Raw genomic sequence first — 14,131 nt, 5'->3', positions numbered from 1 at the left:
TAAGGCTTGCTTAAGACTTGTGGCCTGCGTGGATAAACTGAGGGTGGCCGAAAGCGGACCTGTTGATCCACAGATGCCACGGACCGTTTCGGCAACGATTGCCCGCATTTTACGATCTGTTAATGAAATCGGGCAAGCGGGGATGGATTTGCCGGCGCGGACCGGTTGTCCCCGGCCATCAACATGGGCGAGGGTTTGCTGTGGGAAAATCGAGACACTACTTCCACCTCCATCTCGTGTCCGATTCGACCGGCGAGACGTTGATGACCGTGGCGCGTGCCGCGACCGTCCAGTATGAGGCGGTCCGCGCGATCGAGCACATGTACCCCCTCGTCCGGACCCACAAGCAGCTCGACAGGGTCATCGGCCAGATCGAGCAGGCACCGGGCATCGTGCTCTACACGCTGGTCGACAAGGAAATTGCCGAACGCCTCGAACGATTTTGCCGCGAAATTGGTATCCCTTTCGTTAACATCCTCGATCCCGTCTTCGCGGTGTTCCAGTCCTACCTGAACGTCCCCTTCACGCGCCGGCCCGGCGGGCAGCACGCCCTCGATGCGGAGTATTTCAAGCGCATCGACGCGCTGAACTACACGATGATGCATGACGACGGGCAGATCGCGGAAAACCTCAACCAGGCCGACATCGTGCTGGTCGGAATCAGCCGGACGTCCAAGACGCCGACCTGCATCTATCTCGCCAATCGCGGCATCAAGTGTGCCAATGTGCCGATTGTGCCCGACATCCCCCTTCCCGCCGAACTGACGCGCCTGTCGCATCCGCTCGTCGTCGGGCTCGTCGCCTCGCCCGAACGCATCCAGCAGATCCGCCAGAACCGGGTGCTCTCCCTCAACTCGGAGGGGTACAACGACCTCTATGTCGATCGCCGCGAGATTGCCCGCGAGATTGCCGCCACCCGCCGGCTCTGCGTCGAGCAGGGTTGGCCCTTGATCGACGTGACCCGCCGCTCCATTGAAGAGACAGCGGCGGAGATCATGGAACTCTTCCGCCATTTCAAGAATGCCGGCCGGGCCCCCGACCTCGCCTGACCGGACCAGCAGAAAGACAGGACACATGGGACTTGTGCTGGCCAGCGGCAGCCGCATCCGCGCGACGCTGCTGTCGAATGCCCGGCTCGACTTCACGGTCGACCCGGCCACCGTCGATGAACGTGCCGTCGAGCTGCCGCTGCTCGATGCCGGCGTCGCCCCCGAGGAGATTGCCCGCGTTCTGGCCGAGGCCAAGGCGCTCGACGTCGCCGCCCGCCGGCCGCAGGATCTCGTGATCGGCGCCGATCAGGTGCTCGGCCTTGGCAACACCCGCTTCACCAAGCCGGCCGACAGGGACGCGGCCCGGCGTCAGCTCCAGACCCTGGCCGGCCAGACGCATGACCTGCACTCGGCCGTCGTCCTGGCCCGAGGCGGCACGCCGCTGTGGCAGACCGTCTCGACCGCACGGCTGACCATGCGTTCCCTGTCGCCGGACGAGATCGACGCCTATCTCGACCTCGCCGGCGAGGCGATCCTGTCCAGCGTCGGTTGCTACCAGCTCGAGAATGTCGGCATCCGCCTGTTCGACCGCATCGAGGGCGACTACTTCACCATTCTCGGTCTGCCCCTGTTGCCGCTGCTGGGCGAACTCCGCCGCCTCGGGGAGATCGCGCCGTGACCACGACCCGCCGCGCCGCCATCACGGGATGGCCCGTCGCCCAGTCGCGCTCGCCGCTCATCCACGGATACTGGCTGAGGAAACACGGCATTGACGGAGACTACGGTCGCGTTCCCGTGGCCCCCGAAGACGCCGAGACCTTCTATCGCGACCTCGCGGCCGCCGGGCTCACCGGCTGCAACGTCACGGTTCCGCACAAGGAGATCGCGGCAAGCCTCTGCGACTGGCTCGATCCGGCAGCAACCGCCATGGGCGCGGCCAACACGCTGTGGCTGGACGGGGGCCGTCTGTGCGGCGCCAACACCGACGGGCTCGGCTTTCTCGGCAATCTCGACGAGGGCGCCCCGGGCTGGGACGCAGATCCCGGACCGGCCGTCGTCCTGGGGGCCGGCGGCGCCGCCCGCGCGATTGTCTGGGCCCTGCTGTCGCGCGGCTTCACGCCGGTGCATGTCGTCAACAGGACCGAGGACAAGGCCAGGGCCATTGCGGATCATTTCGGCACGGATGTTGTGCCTCATGGCTGGGACAAGCTGGGGACAGTGCTTGGACAGGCGCGGGTTCTGGTCAACACGACCTCGCTCGGGATGACCGGCAAGCCGGAGCTGGACATCGACCTCTCCGGCCTGCCCGCGACAGCCCTGGTGACCGATGCCGTCTACGTTCCGCTGGAAACGGGCCTCCTGCGCGCGGCACGGGCGCGGGGCAACAGGACCGTCGACGGGCTCGGAATGCTCCTGCATCAGGCCGTGAACGGGTTTGAACGCTGGTTCGGCGTGCGCCCGACGGTGGACGAGGACCTGCGGGCGCTGATCCTCGCCGATCTGGACCGCAGCGCATGATCCGTCTCGGTCTCACCGGCTCGATTGCCATGGGCAAGTCGACCACGGCGAAGCTCTTTGCCGAGGCCGGCGTGCCCGTGCATGACGCGGATGCGACCGTGCATGCGCTCTACGCCGGGCGGGCCGCCCCGCTGATCGAGGCGGCCTTCCCCGGGACGGTGGAGGGCGGCACGGTCAACCGGCTGCGGCTCGGGGAGGCGGTGCTCGGCAAGCCGGAGGCGATCGCCCGTCTCGAGGCCATCGTCCATCCGCTGGTGCGCGAGGAGGAACTGGCCTTCCTCGCCCGCGCCAGAGCGGAGGGCCGGCGCATCGTCGTGCTCGACATCCCGTTGCTGTTCGAGACAGGCGGCGAGCGCCGGGTCGACGCGGTGGCCGTGGTGACGGCCAGCCCCGAGGTCCAGCGCGCCCGCGCCCTTGCCCGGCCCGGCATGACGCCGGAGCGCTTCGAGGCGATTGTCGCCCGGCAGATGCCCGATGCCGAAAAGCGGCGTCGCGCGCATTTCCTCATCGACACCGGGCTCGGTCCCGAAAGCGCCCGCCGTGCGGTTGCCGCCCTGCTGCGGGCGGTGGCCGGCCGGGCATAAAGCCCGGCAATCCCGGTCTCTTCGGGCCTGAGGCCCGGTGGGTGCCGGCATGACGAGCTGACGGGCATGCGTTGCCTGGCAGGCGCCGACTGACAGGCGCCGACTGGGGCCGGGATAACCCGAGATTTGGCGTTGCGCCGCTGCGGCCTGCGGGCGAGTCTGGGTCACCCCTTCGCCTGCCAGCCTGTGGCGGAACCAACCGGACTGACCCATGCGCGAGATAGCCTTCGATACGGAAACCACCGGCCTTGATCCCCGCAACGGGGACCGGCTTGTCGAGATCGGCGGCGTGGAGATGCTCAACCACGTTCCGACCGGTCGCACCTTCCACGTCTACATCAACCCGGAACGCGACGTGCCCGAAGGCGCGTTTGCGGTGCACGGGCTGTCGACGGAGTTTCTGGCGGACAAGCCCAAGTTTGCCGAGGTGGTCGACGATTTCCTCGCCTTTGTCGGCGAGGCGACGCTGGTGATCCACAACGCCTCCTTCGACATGGGCTTCATCAACATGGAGCTTGGCCGCGTCGGACGGCCGCCGATCCCGCGCACCCAGGTGCTCGACACGCTGGAACTGGCCCGCCGCAAGCATCCGATGGGCCCCAACTCGCTCGATGCCCTGTGCTCGCGCTACGGCATCGACAACTCGCGCCGGACGAAGCACGGCGCGCTGCTCGACAGCGAGCTTCTCGCCGAAGTCTATCTCGAGCTGATCGGCGGCCGACAGACCGCGCTTGGCTTCGACATGGACTCAGGAGCAGCCTCGGGCCGGAGCGGCGGCGCCGACGAGGGGCTTGCGGCAACCGCTCCGGCGCGCCAGCGCCCGCAGCCGCTCGCCCCGCTCCTGACCTCAGCCGACCTCGAGCGCCACGCCGCCTTCATCAAGGGCATGGGCGACGGCGCGCTCTGGAAGAAATACGCGGCAAGCGAGACGTGATCCGCCGCAAGGCTTGCGATCTGCCGCAAGCAGGCCGGACCACAGGCAGCCGGCAGCGGCAAAAAAGAACCCCGGCAAAGGGCCGGGTTCAGACTGCTGACAAACCTGCTCACAGTCATCCCGGCCCAGCTGAGCGTCAGCGAAGCGCCGAGCCGGGATCCAGACATCAGCCGCGCGAAGCGCGCCATACCTGTCGGTCGCAAGTCGTATCAAGGTGACTTGGTTTTGGGCTCGCTTGCGCTCGCACAGACATGCTGGATTCCGGATCTGCGGTTCGCGGAACGCTCACCTTGTCCGGAATGACGGCAAACTGACGAAACTCCGGAGTTTGTCAGTCGTCTGAACCCCGGCGAAGGGCCGGGGTTTTCCGTGTGTCAGACCAACATGCCGGACGGAGCTGCCGGGGCCCTGGTTCAGAGCATCGACGGCAGGACGCGATCCGGCGGGCGGTGTCCGTCCATGAAGGTCTTGATGTTGATGATGACCTTCTCACCCATCTCGATACGGCCTTCGAGCGTGGCGGACCCCATGTGCGGCAGCAGGAGCACCTTGTCCATCTGCGTGAGCTTGGGGTTGACGGCAGGCTCATGCTCGAACACGTCGAGGCCGGCCCCGGCCAGTTCGCCGGCTTCCAGCTGACGGATCAGGGCGCCTTCGTCGATGACCTCGCCGCGCGCCGTGTTGACCACATAGGCGTCCTTCTTCAGGAGCTTGAGGCGGCGCGCCGAGAGCAGATGATAGGTGCCGGGCGTATGCGGGCAGTGGATCGACACCACATCCATGCGGGCCAGCATCTGGTCGAGGCTCTCCCAATAGGTGGCCTCGAGCGCTTCCTCGATGTCGGTGTGGAGCCGGCGGCGGTTGTGATAGTGGATCGACATGCCGAAGGCCTTGGCGCGCCGCGCCACGGCCTGACCGATGCGGCCCATGCCGATGATGCCGAGGCGCTTGCCCCAGATGCGGTGACCGAGCATCCAGGTCGGCGACCAGCCGGACCACTCGCCGGTGTTCATGACCTTGATGCCTTCGGCAAGCCGCCGCGGCACGGCCAGTATCAGCGCCATGGTCATGTCCGCCGTGTCCTCGGTGAGCACGCCCGGCGTGTTGGTCACGTTGATGCCGCGGTTGTTGGCGGTGACCACGTCGATGTTGTCGACGCCATTGCCGAAGTTGGCGATGAGCTTCAGGTTCGGACCGGCCTGCGACAGCACGGCCGCGTCGATCCGGTCGGTCACGGTCGGCACCAGCACATCGGCGCTCTTCACCGCCTCGACCAGCTCGGCCTGGGTAAAGGGGCGGTCACTGTCGTTCAGGCGCGTCTCGAACAGCTCCCGCATCCGGGTCTCGACGACATCCGGAAGCTTGCGCGTAACGACAACCACAGGCTTCTTCTTCGCCATGCCACTTGCCTTCTGCGTTGCGTTGAGGGCGCCTTAACCCTAACGGACCTACGATCAAGGGGCGTGGCGTCGCTGCCCCGCCGCTCCTGACGTTCTCCTTACCAGATGGTCGGAGAGATACAAGGGGAGCCAAATGGCCCATGGCCCCGACCTTGGTCGGGTACACGGCCGCCAAGACCGGATCCCGGCGGCTTTTTGCCACGGCTGGCGCGTCGGGACGACGGGCCAGGGCAACAGCTGCGACGGGACTGCCGGTCCGGCGGGGGCCCGGCCGGCAGCGCGAAGGGGCAGAACGGTGCAAACTGCGGACCGGGCAACTGGAAACGGCCCGGCGAACCCGTTACATGGGGACATGGCAAACACGAGGACGGCATGACCAGGCACACCAAGCCCCAGCCCGAGCACCCGTCGGCGCCCCGGCGCGGCCGGACGCTCTCCTGCATCTCCAGCGCATTTCTCGCTTTCACCCTTGTTGCTGTCACCACACCGGCCGCCGATGCCCAGACCCGCACCGGCGCCAGCGGTCAGTCCATCCCCCGTTTCGTCAGCCTGAAATCGGACCGCTCGAACGTGCGCCTCGGGCCCTCCGACGGGCATGAGGTCGCCTGGACCTACGTCAAGTCCGGCCTGCCGATCGAGATCACGCAGGAGTTCGAGAACTGGCGGCGGGTGCGTGACTGGGAAGGCAAGGAAGGCTGGCTGTTCCACTCGCTCCTGTCGGGCCGGCGCACCGTTCTGGTGACCCCGTGGGAACAGGGCACCACGACGACCACGCCGCTCTACGCCCAGCCGGATGTCGATTCGGGTGTGGTGGCCTATCTGGCACCCAAGGTGCTGGCCAACGTGAAATCCTGCGCCAAGGGCTGGTGCCGGATCGAGGGCCGCGACTACGACGGCTGGATCGACCAGACCCGCCTGTTCGGCGTCTATCCCGACGAGGTCATCGAATAGGCCGCCCGGCCCTGCCTTGGCCGGCCCAGCCCAGCCCCGCTCCGGCCTGCGCCGCCCGTGCAGGGCAGACGCTGCAAACGCTGCGGCGATTGATCGATCCCCTGTCGCCAGCCATGAAAAAGGGCCGCTCGCGCGGCCCTTTGCATGAGAGGCGGTCCGGCAGGTCCGGATCAGTCGTCGTTGCGATCCTGGCGCTTCAGCTCGTCCAGACGCGGCATCGAGACGATGTTGTAGCCGCTGTCGACGAAATGCACCTCGCCGGTGACGCCCCCGGACAGATGCGACAGCAGGTAGAGGCCGGAGCCACCGATCTCGTCCAGGGTGACGGTCCGCGCCAGCGGCGAGTGCCGCTTCTGGAAATTGTACATCAGGCGCGAATCCGAGATGACGGAGCCGGCGAGCGTGCGCACCGGACCAGCGGAAATCGCGTTCACGCGGATCCCCTGCTCGCCGTAATCCATGGCCAGGTAGCGCACGGAGGATTCCAGCGCCGCCTTGGCCACGCCCATGACGTTGTAGTTCGGCATCACGCGCGTCGAGCCGCCATAGGTGAGCGTCACGATCGAGCCGCCGTCCGGCATGATCTCGGCCGCCCGCTTCACGATTTCGGTGAAGGAGAAGCAGGAGATGAGCAGGGCCCGGCTGAAGTTCTCGCGCGAGGTGTCGGCATAGCGGCCGCGCAGCTCGGTCTTGTCCGCATAGGCGATGGCATGCACCAGGAAGTCGATGGTGCCCCATTCCTGCTTCAGGGTGTCGAAGACGGCATCGACCGAGGCGATGTCCTCGACGTCGCAGGGCATGAGGATCCGGGAACCGACCGATTCCGCCAGCGGCTTGATCCGCTTGCCGAAGGCGTCGCCCTGATAGGTGAACGCCAGTTCGGCGCCGTGCTCGGCAAGGGTCTTGGCAATGCCCCAAGCGATCGAATGGTCGTTGGCGACACCCATGACAAGCCCGCGCTTGCCCTTCATCAGCCCGTTCATGAAAAACTCCTGTGGGACTGCCGGGCCCTGCCTTTCGGCAGCAGGGCCCGTCAACCTGTTAACCGTGATACTTCTTGAAAACCACCGACGCATTGGTGCCGCCGAAGCCGAAGCCGTTGGACAGCACGCAGTTCAGGTCGGCGTTGTCGATGCGCTCGCGCACGATCGGAATGTCGGCAAAGGCGGGGTCGAGCGTTTCGATATGGGCCGATGCGGCAATGAAGTTGTTCTGCATCATCAGGATCGAATAGATCGCTTCCTGAACGCCGGCAGCGCCCAGCGAATGGCCGGACAGCGCCTTGGTGGCGGAAATCGGCGGGATCTTGTTGCCGAACACGGCACGGATCGCCTCGATTTCCTTGATGTCACCGACCGGCGTCGAGGTGGCATGCGGGTTGATGTAGTCCACGTCGCAATCGACGGTCTTCAGCGCGAGGCGCATGCAGCGCTCGGCACCCTCGCCCGACGGGGCCACCATGTCGTGGCCGTCCGACGTGGCACCATAGCCGACGATCTCGGCATAGATCTTGGCGCCGCGGGCCTTGGCATGTTCCAGCTCCTCGAGCACCAGCACGCCGGCACCGCCGGCAATGACGAAGCCGTCGCGGTTGGCGTCATAGGGGCGCGAGGCCGTCGCCGGCGTCTCGTTGTACTTCGACGACATGGCGCCCATGGCGTCGAACAGCACCGACAGGGTCCAGTCCAGCTCCTCGCCGCCGCCGGCGAAGATGATGTCCTGCTTGCCCCACTGGATCAGCTCGGCCGCGTTGCCGATGCAGATGTTGGTGGTCGCGCAGGCGGCCGAGATCGAGTAGTTCACGCCGTGGATCTTGAACGGCGTCGCGAGCGTCGCCGAATTGGTCGAGGACATGGCCTTCGGCACGGCCGTCGGGCCGATGCGCTTCGGGCCCTTCTCGCGGGTGATGTCGGCCGCTTCCACGATGGCGTGGGTGGACGGGCCGCCCGAGCCCATGATGATGCCCGTGCGCTCGTTGGTGATGTCGCTGTCCTCGAGACCCGAGTCGGCGATGGCCTGCTGCATGGCGATGTAGTTCCACGCCGCACCCTGTCCCATGAAGCGGGTCGTGCGCCGGTCGAGAACCTCGAAGGGGTTGACCTTCGGGGCGCCATGGACCTGGCAGCGGAAGCCGAGGTCGGCATATTCCTGCGCCCGGACGATGCCGGACCGGCCGGCCTTGAGGCTTTCCAGCACTTCCTGCGCCGTGTCGCCGATCGACGACACGATGCCCATGCCCGTAACAACAACCCGCCTCATTGGGGTCTCCTGTCTTTCCAAGCCATCACCCGGCAGGGGCCGGAGCATAGCCATGTTAATTCGTCAGAAAAATGAAGGCGCGCCCTCCGTGAGGACGCGCGCAGGCCCGATATGGGGTCAGCTCTTGGCCAGGCCAACCCGCAGGTCGGTCGCCCAGTAGATCTGCTCGCCGTCAGCCTTCAGCCAGCCGTCGGCGATGCCGAGCACGAGCTTGCCGCGCATGATGCGCTTGAAGTCGACGCCATACTCGACCTTTTTCACGGTCGGCGTCACCATGCCCTTGAACTTCACCTCGCCGGTCGACAGCGCCATGCCCTTGCCCTCGAGGCCGAGCCAGCCGAGGTAGAAGCCGGTCAGCTGCCACAGGGCGTCCAGGCCGAGGCAGCCCGGCATGATCGGATTGCCCTGGAAGTGGCAGGGGAAGAACCAGAGGTCGGGGTGAATGTCGAATTCAGCGCGGGCATAGCCCTTGTCGAAGGCGCCGCCGGTCTCGGAGATCTCGGTGATCCGGTTGAACATCAGCATCGGCGGCAGCGGAAGCTGCGCATTGCCGGGTCCGAACAGCTCCCCGCGTGCACAGGCGAGGAGGTCTTCATAATCGTAGCTGGAGCGCCGCTCGGTCATTCCGTTCCCGTTTGTTCTTGTTCCGGCGTGCCGGCAGTCTTTTGCCGGCTGATCCGCCCGGAGGGGTTTTCCTTCAGAGGTTCGACGGCCTTCCTAACACAGTGGTCCCCGCTCCGAAAGATCGTCGCTTTGCCGAGAGAACCTCGCGTCCGCCTTGCATCGCGCCGGGCAAACCGGGGGGCTGATCCCGCTGGGTCATGAAAAACTTGCATTCGGGGCCCAAGAAATGGCAAAGGTAGTGAAAGTCCCGCGTCAGCCGGCCTGCTGCGCACCGTTTCACGTCCCCTGCCTGCGCATCCGTCTCCGGTGGCGCCTGCGGACCGGACGGGAGCCGCGACAGGTCACGGACCGAACCCGGATCAGAACAGGCAGATGATTGAGCATCACTTCTACGAGGCCGACGACCACAGTCACGACGTGACGGAAATGCTGCGTGGCGCCGGCCTGCGCCCGACCCGGCAGCGCGTTGCCCTCGCGGAGCTGCTCTATTCCAAGGGCAACCGGCACATCTCCGCCGAAATCCTGCACGAGGAAGCCGTTCGTGCGCGGGTGCCCGTGTCGCTGGCAACCGTCTACAACACCCTGCACCAGTTCACCGAAGCCGGCCTGCTGCGGGAAGTCGCCATCGACGGCACCAAGACCTATTTCGACACCAACGTCCACGATCACCACCACTTCTTCATCGAGGGCGAGAACCGCGTCGTCGACATTCCCCATGACGGCGTCGGCATTGGCCGCATCCCGCAGGCCCCCGAGGGCATGGAGATCGTGCGCATCGACGTGGTGGTGCGGGTCCGTCCGAAGCGCTGACGCCGGACGCCAGCACCCCCTTCCCGTCCATCCGACTGGATCAGGGCCGGTTCCCGTGCGGGGCCGGCCTTTTCAGTTGGTGCAGCAGGCTGGGCGCAGCCTCCGGCGTCATCCGGAACGAAGCCTCGACAAGACGAAAGCCGAGACCGGCAAGCAGCCGGTTTGATGCCAGATTGTCCGGGTGGGTGACGGCATGGAGATGGGGTGCGCCAAGCGCATCGAACCCGTGGGCGACCATGGCCGAGGCCGCCTCGCGGCCAAGACCCCGGCCGCGCGCCTCCGCCAGCAAGGCATAGCCGATGTCCGGTGCGTCAAGCTGCTCGCGCTGCAGGAGACCGGCAATGCCCACCGGGCGTCCGGCATGGGTGGAGGCCATCCAGAGACCGAACCCGTGGCGCGTGTGATGCGTGGCGATGTGTTCGCGGATGTAGCGGCGGGCATCCTCGACCGTCTTCAGGCCGCGGTCGCCGATGTAGCGGCAATAGGCTGGATCGGTCATCAGCGTCAGGAGAAAGGCCGCGTCGGCCGGCAGGATCATCCGGAAGGCAAGCTGAGCGCTGCGCGGCGGCACCAGGCGAGGCAAGGCGGAAGGCCGCGATCCGCTCATGCGCGGTCCGGGTCCAGCTGCCGGTCCACGTCCAGGTCCGCGTCCTGGGCCACGTCCCGATCCACACCCTGATCCGCATGCTGGGCTGCCGCCGTCCGCCGCGCGATGTCGGGGATCTCGGCCAGCTCCTGGCGTTCCGGGCTCTTGCACAGGTCATAGATCACGCAGCGATGGCACTCCGGCTTGCGGGCCTTGCAGATGTAGCGGCCATGCAGGATGAGCCAGTGATGGGCATGAAGGCCGAAGCGCGCGGGCACGACCTTTTCCATCGCCAGCTCCACGGCCAGCGGCGTCTTGCCCGGAGCGATGCCGATGCGGTTGCCCAGCCGGAACAGATGCGTGTCGACGGCGATGGTCGGATGCCCGAAGGCCATGTTGAGGACCACATTCGCCGTCTTGCGCCCGACGCCGGGCAGCGCCTCGAGGGCTTCCCGGTTTTCGGGCACCTCGCCGCCATGGTCGCGCAGGAGCTGCTCGCACAGCAGGATGACGTTCTTCGCCTTGGTCTTGTAGAGACCGATGGTGCGGATCTCTTCCCGCACCCGGTCCTCCCCGAGGGCCAGCATCTTCTCCGGCGTGTCGGCGATCCGGAACAGGGTCCGCGTTGCCCGGTTGACGCCCACGTCCGTCGCCTGCGCGGACAGCACGACGGCGACCAGCAGCGTGAAGGCGTTGACGTGGTCCAGCTCCCCTTTCGGTTCGGGATTGTCGGCGTGGAACCTGGCGAAGATCGCCTCCACCTCGGCCCGGGTGTAGCGCGGCCGGGCCACCCGGCGGCGTCCGGCAGCCGGCGCGGACGCCCTGGTGCGGGGAGGCTTGTCCCCCTGCGCGGCGGCGCGGTCCGGATCGGCGGTCTTGCGGCGGGGGCGGGAGGTCTTTGCTTCGCTCATGCTTCCTCTATAAAGGGAGCTCATGACGAGCGACAATCCGAAACACGCGCCGGACGGGGGCGACGTGACGGAGGAGCGGCCGTTCTTCTCGGCCGTCCTGACACCGTACAGATCCCTCGGACCCAACGGCTTTCTCGCGCTGATGCTGTGCACCGGCGCGCTTTGCATTGGCCATGCGGTGGTCTTCCTGATCGTCGGCGCCTGGCCGATCGTCATCTTCTTCGGCCTCGACATCGCTCTGGTCTGGCTGGCCTTCCGGCTCAATTACGCCGCAGCCCGTGCAAGCGAGGAGGTCAGCATCTACGCTCACGAGATTGTGATCCGGAAGATCGGTCCCGGCAAGCGACGGCAGGAATTCCGCTTCAACACCTTCTGGGTCCGGCTGACGGTGGACCGGCTCGAGGATGAGGGCGTGACCCGCATCCTGCTGACGTCGCGGGGCCAGGCGGTTCCGGTTGGCGACTTCCTCAATCCGCCCGACCGCACCAGCTTTGCCAGCGCGCTCACCGCAGCGCTGGCGGCTGCCAAGGCCGGTCGACCGGTTCTCGCCGGCTGAGCCGCGGCACACCCCCAATCCGCCCCAAAAATGCCAGCGTGCCTCTGGTCTGGCGACGGTCGCTTGCCTTACGATGCCGGCCAAGAACAAGACCCTGGGGGGATCCATGAAGCTCTGGATGGCAATGGCCGGAGGCGCGCTGCTGGCGCTTGCCCTGGCCGGGTGCGAGACCGTCTCGAAGGAACAGTGTCAGGCGGGCGACTGGGTGGCGCTCGGGCGGGCGGACGGGTCCGTCGGACACCCCGCCGCCCGCATCGAGAACATCATGAAGGACTGCGGCCGCCATGGCATCACGCCAGATCCCCAGGCCTATTACGCCGGCTGGCAGGAGGGCGTGCAGATCTACTGCACGCCGATGAACGGCTACAATCTCGGCCGCAACGGCACCACCAAGTCCAACATCTGCCCTCCGGCGCTGGTCGGTCCCTTCGACTATGCCTATCAGCTCGGCTTCCGCCTCTGGTCGGCCCGCAACGAGGTGCAGCAGCTCGAGGGGCGGGTCCGCTCGCTGGAAAGCCAGATCGACCGCGACCGCTTCACCCTCAACACCACCGACTGCAACGGCGTGCGGCCGGAAGACCGCGACAATTGCCGCAACACGCGGGAGCGCACCCGCGACCGCATCGAGGATGCCCGGTTCGAGATCCAGGACCTGCGCTGGCGGATCATGCAGAAGCAGCAGGAGTTGCAGGCCACCGAGATCGCGGTGAACGCCGAGGCGGCACGCGTCATCCCCGGCTACGGCCGCTGACGTCATCCGGACGGGCCTTCGGGCGCACAGCCGTCCGGATGCCCGCATGCCTGTCCTGCCGGATGGCCGGATGATCAGGTGCTGCGGGGTGGTCGCAGCACCGCCAGCGCCAGCAGCACCGGCACGCCGCTGGCCGCCGCCACGTAGATCACGGCCTGGAAGCTGAAGGCGTCGGCGATGAAACCCATCGAGACATTGCCGATGAAGCCGCCGAGATAGAGCGAGTTCATGAACAGCGCCGTGGCCCGTCCGGGCTTGTCCGGCGCGTAGCTCTGCACGAACGAGATCGCCACACCGGCGAAGAGCCCGTAATAGTAGCCCTCGATTGCCCCGAGGATCACCACCTGCAGCACGCTGGAGACCTGGGCGAAGGCTGCGAACGTCAGGATGGCAAGGATGGCCGCGCCTGCCAGCACGGCGCGCGGACCGAAGCGCTCGGCCAGCCGGGCCGCGCTGAAGATCGCGATCACCTCGACGACGCATTTCGCCGAGATGGCAAGGCCGGGCGTGTAGCCGGGCAGCCCCACTTCCCGCACGAAGAACAGCGGCATTGCGGCCGTGAACAGCACGTTGCCGATGGCGATCAGCGTGCAGACCAGCGCCGCCAGCAGCAGCCACCAGTCGATGCCGTCGAGCTCGACCGGGCGGGGCGGCCGCTGTGGCGCCCGGAAGTCGTTCGGCACGGCCAGATGCCAGAGCACGAACCAGATCCCCGCCAGGCCGGCCGAGATCATGTAGGCAACCCGGAAGCCGACCAGATCGATCGTGATGAAGGACATCGCCGGCCCGACCACCCAGGCCAGTGACACGCCCATGCGCAGCCAGGCATTGTACTGGGTGATCTCGATGCCGTGCCGCTCGGCATAAAGGCGCCCGTAGGTGAATTCCGTGGAGGTGGCCCCATTGGCCACCGCCATGACCGGCGCACCGACCGCCACCAGCAGCCAGAAGGGCGGCAGGCTGGACAGGAGCAGCGCCATCAGCAGATAGGCGATGATCGAGATGAGGAGCAGCGGCTTCACGGCGACCATCCGGTCCAGCCGCTCGCCCAGCAGCCGGTTCACCACGATGGTCAGCGGCGCGACGATGCCGGAGTACAGCGCGATCTGCCAGGGCTGCTGACCCAGGCCCTCGACGATGAAGAACCCCATCACCGGAATGAGCGACGAGGTGCACATCGCGCCGAAGAACACGAGCAGGAGGATCAGCACCGCCTGACGCGGGAGCTGCAGCACGAAGGACATCTGGAAACCGGTTT

General features: G+C 66.7%; 16 protein-coding genes. 9 read left to right on the top strand and 7 right to left on the bottom strand.

Features of this window, described 5'->3' with window-relative positions; translation table 11 throughout:
• Nucleotides 1–200 precede the first annotated feature (200 nt).
• The 5 genes from GWI72_RS17970 (at nt 201) to dnaQ (ending at nt 4,025) form a co-directional block, all read left to right on the top strand.
• A complete protein-coding gene (locus GWI72_RS17970; RefSeq protein ID WP_348272717.1) occupies nt 201–1,049 on the top strand; it encodes a pyruvate, water dikinase regulatory protein in 849 nt (282 codons plus the stop codon).
• A gap of 25 nt (nt 1,050–1,074) precedes the next feature.
• Nucleotides 1,075–1,668: a Maf family protein gene (locus GWI72_RS17965; RefSeq protein WP_161677593.1), complete on the top strand. Its 594-nt coding sequence runs from the start codon at nt 1,075–1,077 to the stop codon at nt 1,666–1,668.
• Nucleotides 1,665–2,507, top strand: a complete 843-nt coding sequence (locus GWI72_RS17960; protein WP_161709543.1) for a shikimate dehydrogenase — start codon at nt 1,665–1,667, stop codon at nt 2,505–2,507. Before GWI72_RS17965 ends, GWI72_RS17960 begins: the two co-directional genes overlap by 4 nt.
• A complete protein-coding gene (coaE, locus tag GWI72_RS17955; protein WP_161677595.1) occupies nt 2,504–3,091 on the top strand; it encodes a dephospho-CoA kinase in 588 nt (195 codons plus the stop codon). Before GWI72_RS17960 ends, coaE begins: the two co-directional genes overlap by 4 nt.
• Nucleotides 3,092–3,302: 211 nt before the next feature.
• Nucleotides 3,303–4,025: a DNA polymerase III subunit epsilon gene (dnaQ, locus tag GWI72_RS17950; RefSeq protein ID WP_161677596.1), complete on the top strand. Its 723-nt coding sequence runs from the start codon at nt 3,303–3,305 to the stop codon at nt 4,023–4,025.
• 413 nt (nt 4,026–4,438) lie between these two features.
• Here the strand turns inward: dnaQ and GWI72_RS17945 are convergent, their stop codons facing one another.
• Complete coding sequence (locus GWI72_RS17945; protein WP_161677597.1) at nt 4,439–5,425, bottom strand: 2-hydroxyacid dehydrogenase; 987 nt, start codon at nt 5,423–5,425, stop codon at nt 4,439–4,441.
• Between the two features lie 372 nt (nt 5,426–5,797).
• Here GWI72_RS17945 and GWI72_RS17940 point away from each other — a divergent pair, with 372 nt between their 5' ends.
• Nucleotides 5,798–6,376 carry an SH3 domain-containing protein gene (locus GWI72_RS17940; protein WP_161709542.1) on the top strand — a complete coding sequence of 193 codons (579 nt, stop codon included), beginning with the start codon at nt 5,798–5,800 and terminating at the stop codon, nt 6,374–6,376.
• Nucleotides 6,377–6,546: 170 nt separating this feature from the next.
• On the opposite strand, the gene fabI is transcribed toward GWI72_RS17940, so the two are convergent.
• From fabI to fabA, 3 genes are all read right to left on the bottom strand, one after another.
• The gene (gene fabI / locus GWI72_RS17935; protein ID WP_161677599.1) at nt 6,547–7,359 is read right to left on the bottom strand and encodes an enoyl-ACP reductase FabI; all 813 of its coding nucleotides are present in this window, start codon (nt 7,357–7,359) and stop codon (nt 6,547–6,549) included.
• A 58-nt stretch (nt 7,360–7,417) separates the two neighbouring features.
• Nucleotides 7,418–8,635: a beta-ketoacyl-ACP synthase I gene (fabB, locus tag GWI72_RS17930; RefSeq protein WP_161677600.1), complete on the bottom strand. Its 1,218-nt coding sequence runs from the start codon at nt 8,633–8,635 to the stop codon at nt 7,418–7,420.
• Between the two features lie 117 nt (nt 8,636–8,752).
• Complete coding sequence (fabA, locus tag GWI72_RS17925) at nt 8,753–9,259, bottom strand: 3-hydroxyacyl-[acyl-carrier-protein] dehydratase FabA (protein ID WP_161677601.1); 507 nt, start codon at nt 9,257–9,259, stop codon at nt 8,753–8,755.
• 372 nt (nt 9,260–9,631) lie between these two features.
• On the opposite strand from fabA, the gene irrA reads away from it, so the two are divergent.
• Nucleotides 9,632–10,069, top strand: a complete 438-nt coding sequence (gene irrA, locus GWI72_RS17920; RefSeq protein ID WP_244314404.1) for an iron response transcriptional regulator IrrA — start codon at nt 9,632–9,634, stop codon at nt 10,067–10,069.
• A 40-nt stretch (nt 10,070–10,109) separates the two neighbouring features.
• Here irrA and GWI72_RS17915 read toward each other — a convergent pair whose 3' ends face one another.
• Together GWI72_RS17915 and nth are read right to left on the bottom strand one after the other, a co-directional pair.
• A complete protein-coding gene (locus GWI72_RS17915) occupies nt 10,110–10,676 on the bottom strand; it encodes a GNAT family N-acetyltransferase (protein WP_161709541.1) in 567 nt (188 codons plus the stop codon).
• Entirely contained in the window at nt 10,673–11,566 is an 894-nt protein-coding gene (gene nth / locus GWI72_RS17910) for an endonuclease III (RefSeq protein WP_161709540.1), read from the bottom strand. The genes GWI72_RS17915 and nth overlap by 4 nt, the downstream gene beginning before the upstream one ends.
• A gap of 22 nt (nt 11,567–11,588) precedes the next feature.
• Between nth and GWI72_RS17905 the strand changes: the two genes are divergently transcribed.
• Together GWI72_RS17905 and GWI72_RS17900 are read left to right on the top strand one after the other, a co-directional pair.
• Nucleotides 11,589–12,122, top strand: a complete 534-nt coding sequence (locus GWI72_RS17905) for a DUF2244 domain-containing protein (protein ID WP_161677604.1) — start codon at nt 11,589–11,591, stop codon at nt 12,120–12,122.
• A gap of 106 nt (nt 12,123–12,228) precedes the next feature.
• On the top strand, nt 12,229–12,873 hold the full coding sequence (locus tag GWI72_RS17900; RefSeq protein WP_208995955.1) for a DUF2799 domain-containing protein: 645 nt from the start codon (nt 12,229–12,231) through the stop codon (nt 12,871–12,873).
• A gap of 74 nt (nt 12,874–12,947) precedes the next feature.
• On the opposite strand, the gene GWI72_RS17895 is transcribed toward GWI72_RS17900, so the two are convergent.
• The gene (locus GWI72_RS17895; protein WP_161677605.1) at nt 12,948–14,117 is read right to left on the bottom strand and encodes an MFS transporter; all 1,170 of its coding nucleotides are present in this window, start codon (nt 14,115–14,117) and stop codon (nt 12,948–12,950) included.
• Between the last annotated feature and the right edge of the window lie 14 nt (nt 14,118–14,131).

This window comes from Pannonibacter sp. XCT-53 (genome assembly GCF_009915765.1).
Taxonomy (GTDB): Bacteria; Pseudomonadota; Alphaproteobacteria; order Rhizobiales; family Stappiaceae; genus Pannonibacter; species Pannonibacter tanglangensis.
Note: the sequence above shows the minus strand (reverse complement) of the source record. Positions and strands in the feature narration are given on the sequence as shown.

What these genes read in the sequence shown, in the direction of transcription:
- GWI72_RS17965 (WP_161677593.1), top strand. Translation starts at nt 1,075, where the DNA reads ATGGGACTTGTGCTGGCCAGCGGCAGCCGCATCCGCGCGACGCTGCTG.
- coaE (WP_161677595.1), top strand. Translation starts at nt 2,504, where the DNA reads ATGATCCGTCTCGGTCTCACCGGCTCGATTGCCATGGGCAAGTCGACC.
- dnaQ (WP_161677596.1), top strand. Translation starts at nt 3,303, where the DNA reads ATGCGCGAGATAGCCTTCGATACGGAAACCACCGGCCTTGATCCCCGC.
- GWI72_RS17945 (WP_161677597.1), bottom strand. Translation starts at nt 5,425, where the DNA reads ATGGCGAAGAAGAAGCCTGTGGTTGTCGTTACGCGCAAGCTTCCGGAT.
- GWI72_RS17940 (WP_161709542.1), top strand. Translation starts at nt 5,798, where the DNA reads ATGACCAGGCACACCAAGCCCCAGCCCGAGCACCCGTCGGCGCCCCGG.
- fabI (WP_161677599.1), bottom strand. Translation starts at nt 7,359, where the DNA reads ATGAACGGGCTGATGAAGGGCAAGCGCGGGCTTGTCATGGGTGTCGCC.
- fabB (WP_161677600.1), bottom strand. Translation starts at nt 8,635, where the DNA reads ATGAGGCGGGTTGTTGTTACGGGCATGGGCATCGTGTCGTCGATCGGC.
- fabA (WP_161677601.1), bottom strand. Translation starts at nt 9,259, where the DNA reads ATGACCGAGCGGCGCTCCAGCTACGATTATGAAGACCTCCTCGCCTGT.
- irrA (WP_244314404.1), top strand. Translation starts at nt 9,632, where the DNA reads ATGATTGAGCATCACTTCTACGAGGCCGACGACCACAGTCACGACGTG.
- GWI72_RS17915 (WP_161709541.1), bottom strand. Translation starts at nt 10,676, where the DNA reads ATGAGCGGATCGCGGCCTTCCGCCTTGCCTCGCCTGGTGCCGCCGCGC.
- nth (WP_161709540.1), bottom strand. Translation starts at nt 11,566, where the DNA reads ATGAGCGAAGCAAAGACCTCCCGCCCCCGCCGCAAGACCGCCGATCCG.
- GWI72_RS17905 (WP_161677604.1), top strand. Translation starts at nt 11,589, where the DNA reads ATGACGAGCGACAATCCGAAACACGCGCCGGACGGGGGCGACGTGACG.
- GWI72_RS17900 (WP_208995955.1), top strand. Translation starts at nt 12,229, where the DNA reads ATGAAGCTCTGGATGGCAATGGCCGGAGGCGCGCTGCTGGCGCTTGCC.
- GWI72_RS17895 (WP_161677605.1), bottom strand. Translation starts at nt 14,117, where the DNA reads ATGTCCTTCGTGCTGCAGCTCCCGCGTCAGGCGGTGCTGATCCTCCTG.